Source organism: Chryseobacterium sp. 'Rf worker isolate 10' (assembly GCF_050753305.1).
GTDB lineage: Bacteria > Bacteroidota > Bacteroidia > Flavobacteriales > Weeksellaceae > Chryseobacterium.
On sequence record NZ_JBOZOF010000001.1, the window covers coordinates 173,788 to 187,687 of the forward strand.

The following is a 13,900-nucleotide window of genomic DNA, read 5'->3' on the forward strand; positions in this document are numbered from 1 at the left end:
CCCATTGTTTAAGTTTTTTTAACAGTTCAATGACCCAATTTCCCAGTAGAAATCCCTATTTTTGCACCACTATCGTTTTTACTGAAAAACTAATGTGTTCTGATTGACATGACAAGTCTGAGGTCATTTTTCTTATTTTATATCCTGCTGGTTTTTACCCTTTTCAATTCGAATTGGGCAGAAAAATCATGGGAGAATATTCCTCATGTTCCTCATGTAAACAATATTCACGTTTTAGATGTCTACGAAGAGGCAGATATGAATACGCATGCATTGCCTGCTGCTGCCAAAATTGTAAAACATTCAGTTAAAAAAAACGATCCTGCAATTGCAGATTTTTCAGGAATATTAAAAGCTATTCCGAAAATTACCCTTCCGGAGATTGCAGTCTCTACTATTTGTGGCGTTAAATCCTTTCTCCATCTCCTCCAGCTGTACTAGTTGTAAAATTCTGTAAACCAAATCATTTTAACGGAAATTTTTATAACCTAAACATTTAAGAATGTATTTTAAAACTGTAATAATTTGCATAGTTGCAACATTATTCGCTGTGTCATGCAGTAAAGACAAGGAGAAAAACAATAAAAGAGATAAAGAAGTTCCCGTACTGGAAATCAAAGAAAAAGACACCTTGGTGAGCAACCAGTTTGTCACTGATATCCAGGCTAAAAAGAATGTTGAAATGCGTTCCAGAATCGGAGGTATTATACAGCATATTTATGTCAACGAGGGACAGTTTGTGCATCAGGGACAGGCTCTATTCAAAATCAATGATGCGGAACTGCAGATGGAGCTTCTAAAAGCAAATGCCACATTAAAGCAGACTGAAGCAGACGTTCGTATTGCAGAAGTAGAACTGAAGCAGATTCAGAGTCTTCATGCTAAAAAATTTGTGGCCAACAATGAACTGGAAATGGTGAAGGCCAAGTTGTCCTCCGCCAAAGCAAAACATGCTTTCGCCGATGCAGAGAAGAGAACCGTTCTTCAGAAAATAAGTTTTACAAGAATTACTGCACCTTTTGATGGGGTAATTGACGTGATTCCTCATAAAGACGGAAGTTTGGTGGAAAATGGTACACTGTTGACCACACTCTCTCAATTGAACGAAGTATATGCTTATTTCTCCATTCCTGAAAACTTATATTTTGAGCTTTTGGCGAATGATAAAATCGGAAGCCATCAGAAGATTGAGCTGACCCTGCCCAACGGAGTTAATTACCAGTTCAACGGAGCTTTGAAAACTGCTGAAGGAGAAATCGACAGAACTACTGGCTCTATCAGATATAAAGTACTTTTCCCGAATCCTGACCATTTGATAAAGCACGGAACTTCCGGAAAACTCATTATTTCAGAACATCAGGCCAATGCGATCCTTATTCCACAGAAATCTACCTTCTCCATTCAGGATAAGACCTATGTTTTTGTCGTGAATAAGCAGAATAAAGTGAAAATGACCAGCATTAAGATCGGAACTACTTTAAGAGATTCTTATATGGTAGAAAGCGGTCTTAAAAAAGGAGATTTAATCATTTATGAAGGGACTCAGTCTTTGAAAGATGGTGATATTATCAAAATTAAAAAGAAGTATTAACCTTTCATAATCTTTAAATCAATTTACTATGATAGAAATGTTTATAAGACGAAAGGTTCTTTCGTTGGTTATTTCCATATTGTTTGTTTTGCTGGGAATTATGGCTTTATTGAAGATGCCGATCACTCAGTTTCCTGATATTGTACCACCTTCAGTAACGGTAACTGCAAAATATACAGGAGCGAATGCCGAAGTATCCGCCAATGCGGTAGCGCTTCCTCTGGAACGTGCGATTAATGGAGTACCGGGAATGACTTATATGTCGACGGTAACCTCCAATGATGGTCTTACGCTTATTCAGGTTTTCTTTGAAGTAGGAACAGATCCTGATGTAGCAGCAGTAAATGTTCAGAACAGGGTAACTACGATTTTGGATGAGCTTCCTGAAGAGGTAATCAGAGCGGGTGTAACTACTGAAAAAGAGGTGAACAGCATGCTGATGTATCTCAATATCACCAGTACAGATCCAAGTCAGGATGAGCAGTTTATTTATAATTTTACAGATATTAACGTCCTGCAGGAGCTGAAACGTATTGATGGAGTAGGACGTGCTGAAATCATGGGACAGAAAGAATATTCCATGAGAGTATGGCTGGATCCACAGAAAATGGCAGCTTACAGTATCTCTGCAGATGAAGTCATCACTTCCCTGCAAAAACAGAATATTTCTGCAGCACCGGGAAAAGTAGGGGAAACATCTGGAAAAACCTCCAGCCAGCTTCAGTATGTCATCAAATATAAAGGAAAGTTTTTTGAGCCTAAACAATATGAAGAAATTCCCATCAGATCTGATGTGGACGGAACTATCTTAAAGCTTAGGGATATTGCAAAAGTTGAATTCGGAGCGATGAACTACGGAATGGTTTCCAAAACAGACGGAAGACCTTCTGCATCGATCATGATGAAGCAGCGTCCTGGTTCCAACGCTTCCGAAGTGATTGAAAATGTAAAGGCAAAAATGGAAGAATTAAAGGTCACTTCTTTCCCTCCCGGGATGGAATATAACATGGCTTATGATGTTTCCAGATTCCTGGATGCTTCCATCAGTGCGGTATTGGCAACCCTTATCGAAGCCTTTATTTTGGTAGGAATTGTGGTATTTATCTTCCTTCAGGACTGGCGTTCCACATTGATTCCCGTACTGGCTGTACCGGTAGCTTTGGTAGGAACTTTTGCCTTTATGAATATGCTGGATTTCTCTGTTAACCTTTTAACATTGTTTGCGCTGGTTCTCGCCATCGGAATTGTGGTGGATAATGCCATTGTCGTCGTTGAAGCCGTCCATGTGAAAATGGAAGAAGGAATGAATGCCATGGATGCCACCATCAGTGCTACTAAAGAAATTGCAGGAGCTGTAGTAGCGATTACGATTGTAATGTCTGCTGTATTTATTCCTGTAGCATTCCTTGATGGTCCGGTAGGAGTATTTTACCGCCAGTTTTCATTAACGCTGGCCATCAGTATCGTGATTTCCGGAGTAAATGCATTGACGCTTACTCCTGCACTTTGCGCAATTATTTTAAAGCCCCATAATCATGATAAAAAGAAAACCATTATCGACAGGGCTTTCCAGAGTTTCAATATTGGTTTTGAAAGACTGACCAATGGTTATGTAGGTATTTTATCAAAATTTGCGACAAGAACTACAGTGACTTTCGGATTGCTGTTTTTATTTGTCGGACTTACTTTTGTGACCAGTAAATTCCTGCCGACAGGTTTTATTCCTATGGAAGACCAGGGAATGGTATATGTGAGTGTAACCACTCCACAGGGAGCAACGGTAGAAAGAACAGAAAAAGTACTGGATGAGGTTACCGTTATTGCCAAGAAAATTAATGGAGTAGAAAATGTAACCACACTTGCAGGATACAGCATCGTAACAGAAATTGCAGGTTCTTCTTACGGAATGGCAATGATTAATCTTAAAGACTGGAAAGAAAGAAATATTTCAGTGAACGATCTGATCGCAGAACTTTCAGACAAAACAAAAAGCATTGCAGATGCACAGATTGAGATTTTTGCACCACCAACCGTTCCAGGTTTCGGTAATACCAGCGGCTTTGAATTGCGTTTGCTCGACAGAACCGGAGGTACCATCGAAAATACAGATAAGATTACTAAGGATTTTGTTAAAAAATTAAACGAAGCTCCGGAACTGCAGAACAACTTTACCAGCTTTGATGCTACTTTTCCGCAATATATGATCAATGTAGATTATGATATGGCAGCGAAGAAAGGAGTATCCGTAGACAATGCGATGTCTACACTACAAACCATGCTGGGATCTTATTATGCCACAAATTTTATCCGCTTTAGCCAGATGTATAAAGTGATGGTGCAGGCAAGTCCGGAGCACAGAGATACCCCTGAAAGTATTTTGAATTTATATTTAAAAAATGATAAAGGCGAAATGGTTCCGTTCTCCACATTTATTACGATTGAAAAAGTATACGGACCTGAAGTTTTGACGAGATATAATATGTATATGTCTGCCATGATTAACGGAGAGCCCGCAAATGGGTACAGTTCCGGAGATGCCATTGCAGCGGTAGAACGTGTAGCAAAAGAGGTATTACCAAGAGGATTCGATATTGAATGGTCAGGGATGACAAGAGAAGAAATCTTATCAGGAAACCAGACGGTTTATATCTTCGCGATCTGTCTTTTGTTCGTGTACCTTTTATTAGCAGCACAATATGAAAGCTTCCTTCTTCCAATGCCAGTATTATTAAGCCTTCCGACTGGAATCTTCGGTTCTTACATTGCATTGGTAATGATGAGGCTGGACAATAATATCTATGCGCAGGTAGCATTAGTTATGCTGATCGGGCTTCTGGCCAAAAATGCCATTCTGATTGTAGAATTTGCTGTAGCAAGAAATAAGCAGGGGTTTGATATTATTCCGGCTGCTATTGAAGGGGCAAGGCAACGTCTGAGACCTATTCTGATGACTTCTTTTGCGTTTGTAGCGGGACTTATTCCATTATGTATCGCATCAGGAGCCGGAGCAATCGGTAACCGTTCTATTGGTACCGCTGCAGCTGGAGGAATGCTGATTGGAACTATTTTCGGACTGGTGGTGATTCCCGGGTTGTATATATTCTTTGCAAAACTTGAAAATAAGAAGAAAGATGAAAAGATTAAATCATAGAAATATATTGTATGGAATAGCTTCACTTGCTCTGGTTTCGTGTGCTGTTCCCAAAGTAACAGAGCTGAAAAAAGCTCAGGAATTACCAGAGGAAATTATCAAATCTGATAAAAATAAATCTCCGGATGAATTCCAGCAGATCAACCTGAAAGCTTATTTTACAGATCCGAACCTGCTTGAACTTTTTGATAAAGTGGTTCAGGCGAATCCGGATTTCCAGATTGCTCAGCAAAGAGTGGAAATTGCCAACAGTTTCCTTCAAAGATCAAAAATGGACTTGCTGCCTTCTCTTGAAGTCGGAGTAGAGGCTTCTGGTAACCGATACGGAAAATATACGATGGAAGGCGTTGGAAATTATGATACCAACCTTTCTCCTAATATTACAGAAAATCAGAAAATCAACAGAGATTTTACGCCTAATTACTGGGTGGGAGCAAGAAGCAGCTGGGAAATTGATGCATGGGGAAAATTGAAGAATAAAAAGATTGCCGCCCAGAAGAAATTTCTGGCTTCAACAGAAGGGCTGAGGTTATTACAGGTAGAGCTTTTCACGGATATTGCCAATCTGTATTATCAGTTGGTGGCGTTAGACAATCGTCTTGCGATTTATCAGAAAAACTATAAGCTTCAGCAAAGAGCCTTTGAAATTGTTTTGGCGCAACGTGAAGTGGGTAAAGCTACTGAATTGGCAGTACAGCAGTTCAAAGCCCAAAATAACAACTGGCTGGCAGAAATTGAGCATATAAGAGTGGAAATCGTTACGGTAGAACAGGCGATCACAACATTGACAGGAAGCTACGGCGGAGATGTAAAACGTGGTGCAATACTGATGCCTACCAATATGGAAGTTTTGAATAAAACCATTAATGTAGAAAATGTCATTCATTCCAGACCGGATGTGGCAGCCAATTATTATGTTTTGGAAGCTTCTCAGGCTGATGCCAAGGCAGCAAGAGCGGCTTTTTATCCCAAGATTGATCTTGGAGCGGGGTTTGGACTGAATTCTTTTTCCGTCGAAACATTCTTTAAACCAAGCTCACTGGCGGGACAATTGTTGGGAGGATTAATGGTTCCTGTTTTCAACAAAGGACAGTTGAAATATGAATTTAAAGTAGCAAGCAAAGAACAAGAAATTGCTTTTTTAAACTATCAGAAAAGTATCACAACTGCTTTTAATGAACTGCAGTCGATTCTGAAACAGACCAAAATCTATGAACGTGTTTTGACGCTGAAATCAGAAGAAGTGGGTTTTCTTGACCGTGGAGTGGAGGTTTCCAATGATCTGTATCTTACAGGATATGCCAATTATTTTGAACTGATCAACTCTCAGAAAAGCAAACTAACCGCTGAATTGGATTTATTACAGTTTCAACATCAGAATACCAGAAACAATGTCCTGCTGTTTAAAGCACTGGGAGGGAAGCTGGATTAATTTTTACTTTTTTTACGATGAGAGGAGCCGTCTTTTTTAAGGCGGCTTCTTTTGTAGTTTTAATTTTAATCACACCCTACGGGTTCCCGTAATGGTAATTGAAATAATTCCAGGATCTTTACAATCTAATAAAAATAGCTAACCATGAAAACTTTGAAGAACATGTCAAGAGAGCTCTTAAAGGGATATAGCAGTGAATATTGCGATCCTGAGCTTACGGACAGGTGCTCCTGAGTTTGTTTCAGAATCTAACTTTTTACAAGTTGAGATAGTTTTTTATATGATTCAAAAAAGAGACTGTCCAAAAGGGCAGTCTCTTTGTATTTTTTAAAATAGATCTGTTGTAAAACAGAAAATTTTATGTGTATGTATTATTTAACAAGCTGAATTTCAACAGCAGAAAATCCTTTAGGAGATTTCTCTTTTTCGAAAGATACTTTGTTTCCTTTTTTCACAGGTTCTGCACAGTTGTTATTGTGGAAGAAGATGTTCTCTTTGTTATTATCTTCAGTAATGAAACCATATCCTTTTTCACTCAGGAAAGTAACAATTCCTGTTTTTCTTGGATCTTCTTCGAGAATAGGAGCCGCACCCAGCTGAATATCATCAAGGTTTACTTCCTGTCTTTGTTCCGGTGGAGTAGAAGTTAATCTTCCGAATTCATCTACATACATGAAGACATCCTCCGCTCCTTTGTTGTTGTTCGTTTTACGTTCTTCGCGTCTTAGCGCCTTTTCTTTTTGCTTTTGAATTTTTTTCTTGAAATTTTCCTTTTTAGAAAAAGAATCTGCCATAAATTATTTTTAGTATTTAGTTTCTATAAATTAGTTGGTTCAATCTGGTCTGCTGACCCCTATAAAGCCTGGCGATGTTTTCTGTTTTGGAGTTTCTCCAATCATACAGAGCTTTAAAATTCCGACAAGTATTGTTCTTAATAGAAGAATAAAAGTTAAAAAGATGACTGCTCAAAAAGCAAAGACTGAATAAAAATATCCGGGTCGTTACAGAAAACAAAGTGGTGGCTTGATTAATAATGTACAAATATACAACAATAAAATGAATAATCCGGTTTTAAATGATTGATTATCAGAAATGGTTTTACAGCGTTTTTGAGGTATACTTTATGGTCTGAATGTAAAAGGATCATGGAAGTACGGGCAGAGTCATAAAAAAAATCCCCAGAATACTGGGGATTATAAAAAAATATATTATAAAATGAAGTGGTGTATAATACGGGTGGGAGAGTATCAAATGTTATGCCTAAAATGGATGGCTATTAGTGAATTATATGGACATGTTTAATCAAAAAGCCGTATTTCAACCCGTATCTGGTTGGTAAATAGAATTCTATTAAACTGTACTGTTTGTATAAAAAAATAAATATTTCTGTTTTGGTTTAAATAGGAAATTGAAAATTTTGTTGAATTTTTATGCAATTCCCGAAAATTTCACCATGTTGAGGCGATTTTTATTATCCATCTTTGTCTCATTAACATTTAAATATAAAAACATGTCAACACAAAATGTAAAAGGAAAAGTTGTTTTAATTGCCGGAGGAGGTAAAAACCTGGGAGGATTATTAAGCAGAGATTTTGCCGCAAAAGGGGCAAAACTGGCAATACACTATAACAGTGAAAGCTCAAAAGCAGACAGTGAAAAAACACTTGCTGAGGTACAGGCATTAGGAGCTGAAGCATTCTTATTTCAGGGAGATCTTACCAAAGTAGACAATATCACAAAGTTTTTTGATGAAACCATTTCCCGCTTCGGAGGAGTGGATATTGCGATCAATACTGTAGGAATGGTACTGAAAAAGCCATTTGCTGAGACTACAGAAGAAGAATACGATACCATGTTCAATGTCAATTCCAAGTCCGCTTACTTCTTTTTGCAGGAAGCTGGTAAAAAGCTGAACGATCAAGGAAAAATCTGTACGATTGTTACTTCATTGCTGGCAGCTTATACAGGTTTGTATTCTACGTATGCAGGAGCAAAAGCACCTGTAGAGCATTTTACAAGAGCAGCTTCCAAAGAATTTGGAGCAAGAGGAATTTCCGTAACTGCTGTAGCACCTGGCCCAATGGATACACCTTTTTTCTACGGACAGGAAACGGATGATGCAGTTGCTTATCATAAATCTGCATCAGCATTGGGAGGACTTACAGATATTAAAGACATCGCTCCGCTTGTAGAATTTCTGGTAACAGAAGGCTGGTGGATTACAGGGCAGACCATCTTTGCCAACGGAGGATACACTACAAGATAATCTATCACAGATTTGTTTAAAAAAGCAAACTCACTGAAAACAACTTTCAGTGAGTTTTTATTTTAGAAGAAATCAGAAAATTAAACGGTTTTCGCCTTTCCTTTTTCCAAGATACTTTTGATGATAAAGAATAATCCAAGAAGAACAAATGGAATACTCAGAAGCTGTCCCATATTCAGGCTCATTCCGTGCTCAAATTCTACCTGATCTACTTTGATAAATTCAATCAGAATTCTCATAATGAAGATTAACAGAATACTGACACCTAAGTAAAATCCTTTTCCAATTTTAAATATATTTTTTCTGTAAATAAAATACACCAGAAGGAAAATAATGAAATAAGAAATGGCTTCATAAAGCTGTGCAGGATGTCTCGGAAGATCATCCACCTGACGGAAAATAAAAGCCCATGGAACATTGGTTGGAGTTCCTATAATCTCAGAATTCATAAGATTCGCAAGCCTTATAAAAGTACCACCCAATGGAAGTACAATAGCAATTGCATCCAGAACAGTCATGAATGGGATTGAATACTTTCTCGCATAGATAAGAAGCATAATCACCAGTCCTATACCACCACCATGACTGGCTAGACCTGCAAATCCTGTGAAATGGTAGGCTCCATCCGGTCCTTTCTGAATGGGTAAAAATACCTCAATCGGATGCTGGGAATAATAATCAAAATCATAAAAAAGACAATGTCCCAATCTTGCTCCCACTAAAATTCCTATCAGTGCATAAGAGAATAAAGCTTCGTGGGCTTGGGAGCTAAGTCCTTCTTTTTTATAAATTCTTTTTAAAATATTAAGTGATAAAACCAGTCCTGCAAGAAAAAGCAGACCGTAATATTTTATCGGAAGTCCTAAGATATTGACGATTTCGGGGTTTACATCCCAGTTGATATATAATAAACTCATTGATATTGTTATCGAATTTCAGGATGCAAAGATAAGAAAACATTAAATTCTGAATGGGAAAGGCCTTTTTCAGGATTCTATGACTTGAGTCATAAAGTGTTAGCGTATGATTGCTTATATTTGATAGTACGCCATTGTAAAAATAAAAAATCTGAATTTTTTCCGTTTACTTAGGTTAAGCTTAAAAAAATGAGCGTAACAAAAGATTTGCATGGCTTTTTTACTCCAATCACTTAAAATATAACATTATGATAAAAGATATTTTTGGCAAACTGACAGCCTGGCCCGGTTATTTTATGGGCAGCACTTTATTGGGTATTGCAGGACTTGCCGTAGTATTCGTAAAGAATGCACAGAACAGAGATCTTAGAGAACTTCAGATTAAACTTGATGAATTGATTGCAACGAATAAAAGCACTATAGATCCTCGGTTTCAGAAATTAACAGACGATGAACTGAGCCAGCTTCAAAATTTCTATAAAAATGTTGAAATCCAACGGGAAAAAATTACAGATCAAAATAATGAAACTCCGGAAAGAGAGATTACCTACTATCGATATAAATAATTCAAAATCTATTCATTAAGTAGAAGCCCTGTAAACCAATTCTGCATCCATCAGAATAGATTGGCTTGGAGCTGAACTATTTTTGATTTTTTCCAACGCCAGTTTTGCAGCTTCTTCTCCCATTTTTTCCAATGGCTGCTGTACGCTGGTGAGCTGAGGATATACCATCGTTGACAATTCTGTTCCGGAAAAGCTGGCGATAGCTACTTCATCAGGAATTCTTACTTTCTGTTCAAGAAGAAAATTCATTGCTCCCATCGCTAAGGTATCACTAAAAGCAAAAATACTGTCAAACTCTATATCCTTATTCAATAACTGTTTGACCGCTTTTTTCCCATGCTCGAAAGTCATTCCATCCGTCTGAATAATCAGATTTTCGTCAAAAATATTGTATTTCATGAGAATACGTTTATAACCATTTACCCTTTCTACAGCATTTCGGATCGTAGAAGGCCCCATGATATGGACAATTCTTTTCCTTCCTGTCTTAATTAAATATTCCACCATCAATGAAGCTTTAATAGCATCATCAATAATTACCTTCGAGACATCCAGAGACTTATGGGGAATTCTGTCAAAAAATATTAAAGGAGTTCCTTTATCCATAATGTTTTGATAGACCTCATTATTATGGGTTTCATGACAGAGATTAATAATAATGGCATCTACATTAAATTCTTCCAGAAGCTGAAGGTTTTTCCTTTCTATAAGAGGATCTTCATCGGACTGAGTGATGATAATACGATACCCCAGAGGATACAAAATGTTCTGAATTCCTTTCAAAACACTGGAGGAAAAAGGAGTAATCATTTCCGGTACTACAAACCCTATTGTCCGCGATTGCCCGGATTGTAAATTCAAAGCTGTAAGGTTCGGTTTATAGCCCAATTTTTCCGCAGCATCCAATACTCTTTTTCTTGTTTCTTCATTCACATTTTTATCATGAAGCAGCGCTCTGGAGATGGTAGAGGTGGATAATGACAAAAATTTGGACAGATCTTTAATCGTAATACGTCTCATCAGCCTTGTTTTTTTGCTAAAAATAATAAAAAAATAGGCAATTGGGAACGTTCCCTGATTTTTGGGAACGTTCCCAATTTGAATTTTGTAAAAAAAATGTCTTGTTAATCATTTGTTAATATAGTTTTAACGAATTGGTTAATATGATGACAATTTTACGCTTATGAGTATGATTTATTACAATTATGATTTAGAAAAAATTCAAACAGGAATTTTACATATTGGAGTAGGAAACTTTCACAGGGCCCACCAGCAGTTTTATACCAATATGCTGCTCAATGATGAGGATCAGAAGGACTGGGGAATTTGTGGAGTATGCCTGTTGCCGTCAGATGAAAATATCGTAAAGAATTTAAGAGCCCAGAATCTCCAGTATTCTCTTACTGTTTGTGGACGAAACGGAAATGATGAGGTGTATAAAATAGGTTCTTTAAAAGAGTTGATCTGGGGAGTAGAAGATCCGGAGGCTGTAATGAAAAAAATTGCAGACAATTCTGTTAAGATCATTACTTTGACTATCACGGAAGGAGGGTATAATCTTGATAAAGAAACCGGAGAATTTATATTGGAGGATGAGAAAATACAACATGATCTGAAGAATCCTTCCAGTCCTACTACTGTTTTTGGCTTTGTTGCAGAAGGATTACGCCAGAGAAAAATGCATAGTGCAGGAGCAATCACGATACTTTCATGCGATAACCTTCAACACAACGGAAATACAGCAAAAAGAGCTTTTATGTCATTCATAGAAGCACAGGATGCAGAATTGGCAGTGTGGGTAAAAGAAAATGCAACTTTCCCGAATAGCATGGTTGACCGAATTACTCCGGCAACAACTCCGGAAGATGCTGAAAGACTAAATAAGTTGAATGGTACAGATGATCATGCTCCTGTATACTGTGAAGATTTTACGCAATGGGTGATAGAAGACAACTTTATCGCGGGTCGACCGTCATGGGAAAGAGTAGGCGTAGAATTTACGAATGATGTAACCGCATTTGAAAATATGAAACTAAGCTTGCTGAATGCTTCCCACACCTTATTATCTTATCCTGCATTCTTAATGGGCTATCGCAAGGTAGATCAGGCGATGGAGGATGAAAATCTTGTAAAATTCATCAGGGATTTTATGGATACAGACATTACGCCTTTTGTTCCTGCCCCTGAAAATACAGATCTGGAAAAATATAAACAGACATTGATCGAAAGATTTGCCAATCACAGTGTAAGTGATCAGGTGAGCCGTTTGTGCTTCGATGGGATTTCGAAATTCCCGGTATACATCATTCCTAATCTTGATAAAATGATAAAAGGAGCGAAAGACCTTACCAGACCAGCTTTTCTAATTGCTTCCTACAGGCATTATCTTAAATATAAAACAGACGACCAGGGCAATGCTTTTGAAACAGCTGAACCTTGGATGACAGATAACGATAAGAAGCTTATTGCCAGTGAAAATCCACAGGACTTCCTGGAGTTGTCAGCTTTCAAAGGAGTTCAGTTAAAAGCTTCTGAACAGTTTATAAAACAATACAACAGTCTTGCAGAAGACTTAAAAAATTCAGGAACCGCCACGGTTTTACAATCCATCATAAAATAACTAAGCCATGCAGATAAATCCAGGTATAACCTCTTCAGACAATAAAACAAACAATGCTATACTGCCGTTTGCGATCATTACGTTTATCTATTTTATTGTAGGTTTTCTGACCACAGTGAATGAGCAGCTGCAGGCACCTCTGAAATTTACCTTTCTGAGCCACGCAGGCAGCCTGAAAAATACATTTACTACTTTGATTTCCTTTTTCTTCTTTTTAGGATATCTTCTGAATGGAACATTGGGAAGCAAATGGGTAAATGCTTTTGGGTATAAAAACACGATTTTGCGCGGGCTTTTATTTATGATTTCCGGTCTTTTTATGTATTTGTGCTCATCATGGGTTGGTGATCATTATCCCGATCTGAAATTTAGTATAAAAGATGCTGTTATTCCTGTTGGATTTATCGTTTTTGTTATCGGTTCTTATTTGATGGGAACTTCGGCAGCAATCATTCAGGTGGTGGTAAACCCTTATGCTGCTTCATATGAACTGAAAGGAACTCAGCCTGTACAGCGCCTTAATATTTTGACTGCTATCAATTCTATTGGAACTACTTCCGCACCTTTCTTCGTCACAGTAGTAATGTTCAGTGGAATTTCCATTGAAAATATAGAAATCAGACAGCTTTTGCTACCACTTTCTGTATTGATTGTCTGCATCCTTACAGTCATGATCATCACAAAAAGACTTCATCTTCCCGATCTTGCCCATACAAGAGTGGTGGGAGAAGAAAAACTGGAGAGAAGTATCTGGTCGTTCAGGCATTTTGTATTGGGAGTTTTAGCGATCTTTTTTTATGTAGGAACAGAAGTGGCTATTGGCGCTAATATTAATCTCTACGCTTTTGAATTGATGGATTCCGGGCATCCTATCACATTTTTTGGGAAAACAGATATCATAGTCGGTGGTATGGATTTAGGAATTCATGCCTTATTATCCACATTATATTGGGGAGGTTTTCTTGTAGGAAGAGCAGTTTCGAGCTTCTTCAGCAAGATTTCTGCAAGAACACAGTTGATAACAACCACTGTGTTGGCAACAATACTTGCGTTGGTATCTATGATTACCCAGAACCTTTGGTTTCTTGTTGCCATCGGGCTTCTGCATTCATCCATGTGGAGCTGTATTTACACCCTTTCCATTAAAGGTTTGAATAAATATACCTCAAAAGCATCCGGTATTTTCATTTCCGCTGTATTTGGCGGAGCAGTATTTACCCTTATCCAGGGAGGTTTAGCCGATATTTTAGGTTCATGGAGATGGACTTGGTGGCTTACCGTAATCTGCGAATTATTGATGCTGACCTATGCGTTGTTTGGATCGCGAATCAGAGAAAAAGACCTTATTCACTAATCA

11 protein-coding genes are annotated in these 13,900 nt (G+C 37.8%); 8 read left to right on the forward strand and 3 right to left on the reverse strand.

Annotated elements, in window-relative coordinates:
* Positions 1–108 precede the first annotated feature (108 nt).
* From LKL37_RS00800 to LKL37_RS00815, 4 genes are all read left to right on the forward strand, one after another.
* A complete protein-coding gene (locus tag LKL37_RS00800) occupies positions 109–441 on the forward strand; it encodes a hypothetical protein (RefSeq protein ID WP_431608688.1) in 333 nt (110 codons plus the stop codon).
* 61 nt (positions 442–502) lie between these two features.
* The gene (locus LKL37_RS00805; RefSeq protein ID WP_431608689.1) at positions 503–1,591 is read left to right on the forward strand and encodes an efflux RND transporter periplasmic adaptor subunit; all 1,089 of its coding nucleotides are present in this window, start codon (positions 503–505) and stop codon (positions 1,589–1,591) included.
* A gap of 28 nt (positions 1,592–1,619) precedes the next feature.
* On the forward strand, positions 1,620–4,742 hold the full coding sequence (locus LKL37_RS00810; RefSeq protein ID WP_431608690.1) for an efflux RND transporter permease subunit: 3,123 nt from the start codon (positions 1,620–1,622) through the stop codon (positions 4,740–4,742).
* Positions 4,723–6,174, forward strand: coding sequence for a TolC family protein (locus LKL37_RS00815; protein WP_431608691.1), 1,452 nt, complete (start codon positions 4,723–4,725; stop codon positions 6,172–6,174). The genes LKL37_RS00810 and LKL37_RS00815 overlap by 20 nt, the downstream gene beginning before the upstream one ends.
* A gap of 371 nt (positions 6,175–6,545) precedes the next feature.
* On the opposite strand, the gene LKL37_RS00820 is transcribed toward LKL37_RS00815, so the two are convergent.
* Positions 6,546–6,968 carry a cold shock domain-containing protein gene (locus tag LKL37_RS00820; protein WP_431608692.1) on the reverse strand — a complete coding sequence of 141 codons (423 nt, stop codon included), beginning with the start codon at positions 6,966–6,968 and terminating at the stop codon, positions 6,546–6,548.
* Positions 6,969–7,684: 716 nt separating this feature from the next.
* Between LKL37_RS00820 and LKL37_RS00825 the strand changes: the two genes are divergently transcribed.
* Positions 7,685–8,440, forward strand: a complete 756-nt coding sequence (locus tag LKL37_RS00825; protein ID WP_105702933.1) for an SDR family oxidoreductase — start codon at positions 7,685–7,687, stop codon at positions 8,438–8,440.
* A gap of 80 nt (positions 8,441–8,520) precedes the next feature.
* Here the strand turns inward: LKL37_RS00825 and lgt are convergent, their stop codons facing one another.
* Positions 8,521–9,357 carry a prolipoprotein diacylglyceryl transferase gene (gene lgt, locus LKL37_RS00830; protein ID WP_431608693.1) on the reverse strand — a complete coding sequence of 279 codons (837 nt, stop codon included), beginning with the start codon at positions 9,355–9,357 and terminating at the stop codon, positions 8,521–8,523.
* Between the two features lie 248 nt (positions 9,358–9,605).
* On the opposite strand from lgt, the gene LKL37_RS00835 reads away from it, so the two are divergent.
* Positions 9,606–9,923: a low affinity iron permease family protein gene (locus LKL37_RS00835; RefSeq protein ID WP_431608694.1), complete on the forward strand. Its 318-nt coding sequence runs from the start codon at positions 9,606–9,608 to the stop codon at positions 9,921–9,923.
* Between the two features lie 15 nt (positions 9,924–9,938).
* Here the strand turns inward: LKL37_RS00835 and LKL37_RS00840 are convergent, their stop codons facing one another.
* Positions 9,939–10,943 (reverse strand): LacI family DNA-binding transcriptional regulator, encoded by a 1,005-nt coding sequence (locus LKL37_RS00840; protein WP_431608695.1) that lies wholly within the window; start codon positions 10,941–10,943, stop codon positions 9,939–9,941.
* Between the two features lie 163 nt (positions 10,944–11,106).
* On the opposite strand from LKL37_RS00840, the gene LKL37_RS00845 reads away from it, so the two are divergent.
* Together LKL37_RS00845 and LKL37_RS00850 are read left to right on the forward strand one after the other, a co-directional pair.
* Positions 11,107–12,543 carry a mannitol dehydrogenase family protein gene (locus LKL37_RS00845; protein WP_431608696.1) on the forward strand — a complete coding sequence of 479 codons (1,437 nt, stop codon included), beginning with the start codon at positions 11,107–11,109 and terminating at the stop codon, positions 12,541–12,543.
* A 7-nt stretch (positions 12,544–12,550) separates the two neighbouring features.
* On the forward strand, positions 12,551–13,897 hold the full coding sequence (locus tag LKL37_RS00850; RefSeq protein WP_431608697.1) for an MFS transporter: 1,347 nt from the start codon (positions 12,551–12,553) through the stop codon (positions 13,895–13,897).
* The last annotated feature ends 3 nt before the right edge of the window (positions 13,898–13,900 follow it).

What these genes read in the sequence shown, in the direction of transcription:
- LKL37_RS00840 (WP_431608695.1), bottom strand. Translation starts at nt 10,943, where the DNA reads ATGAGACGTATTACGATTAAAGATCTGTCCAAATTTTTGTCATTATCC.
- LKL37_RS00810 (WP_431608690.1), top strand. Translation starts at nt 1,620, where the DNA reads ATGATAGAAATGTTTATAAGACGAAAGGTTCTTTCGTTGGTTATTTCC.
- lgt (WP_431608693.1), bottom strand. Translation starts at nt 9,357, where the DNA reads ATGAGTTTATTATATATCAACTGGGATGTAAACCCCGAAATCGTCAAT.
- LKL37_RS00825 (WP_105702933.1), top strand. Translation starts at nt 7,685, where the DNA reads ATGTCAACACAAAATGTAAAAGGAAAAGTTGTTTTAATTGCCGGAGGA.
- LKL37_RS00845 (WP_431608696.1), top strand. Translation starts at nt 11,107, where the DNA reads ATGAGTATGATTTATTACAATTATGATTTAGAAAAAATTCAAACAGGA.
- LKL37_RS00820 (WP_431608692.1), bottom strand. Translation starts at nt 6,968, where the DNA reads ATGGCAGATTCTTTTTCTAAAAAGGAAAATTTCAAGAAAAAAATTCAA.
- LKL37_RS00800 (WP_431608688.1), top strand. Translation starts at nt 109, where the DNA reads ATGACAAGTCTGAGGTCATTTTTCTTATTTTATATCCTGCTGGTTTTT.
- LKL37_RS00815 (WP_431608691.1), top strand. Translation starts at nt 4,723, where the DNA reads ATGAAAAGATTAAATCATAGAAATATATTGTATGGAATAGCTTCACTT.
- LKL37_RS00835 (WP_431608694.1), top strand. Translation starts at nt 9,606, where the DNA reads ATGATAAAAGATATTTTTGGCAAACTGACAGCCTGGCCCGGTTATTTT.
- LKL37_RS00850 (WP_431608697.1), top strand. Translation starts at nt 12,551, where the DNA reads ATGCAGATAAATCCAGGTATAACCTCTTCAGACAATAAAACAAACAAT.
- LKL37_RS00805 (WP_431608689.1), top strand. Translation starts at nt 503, where the DNA reads ATGTATTTTAAAACTGTAATAATTTGCATAGTTGCAACATTATTCGCT.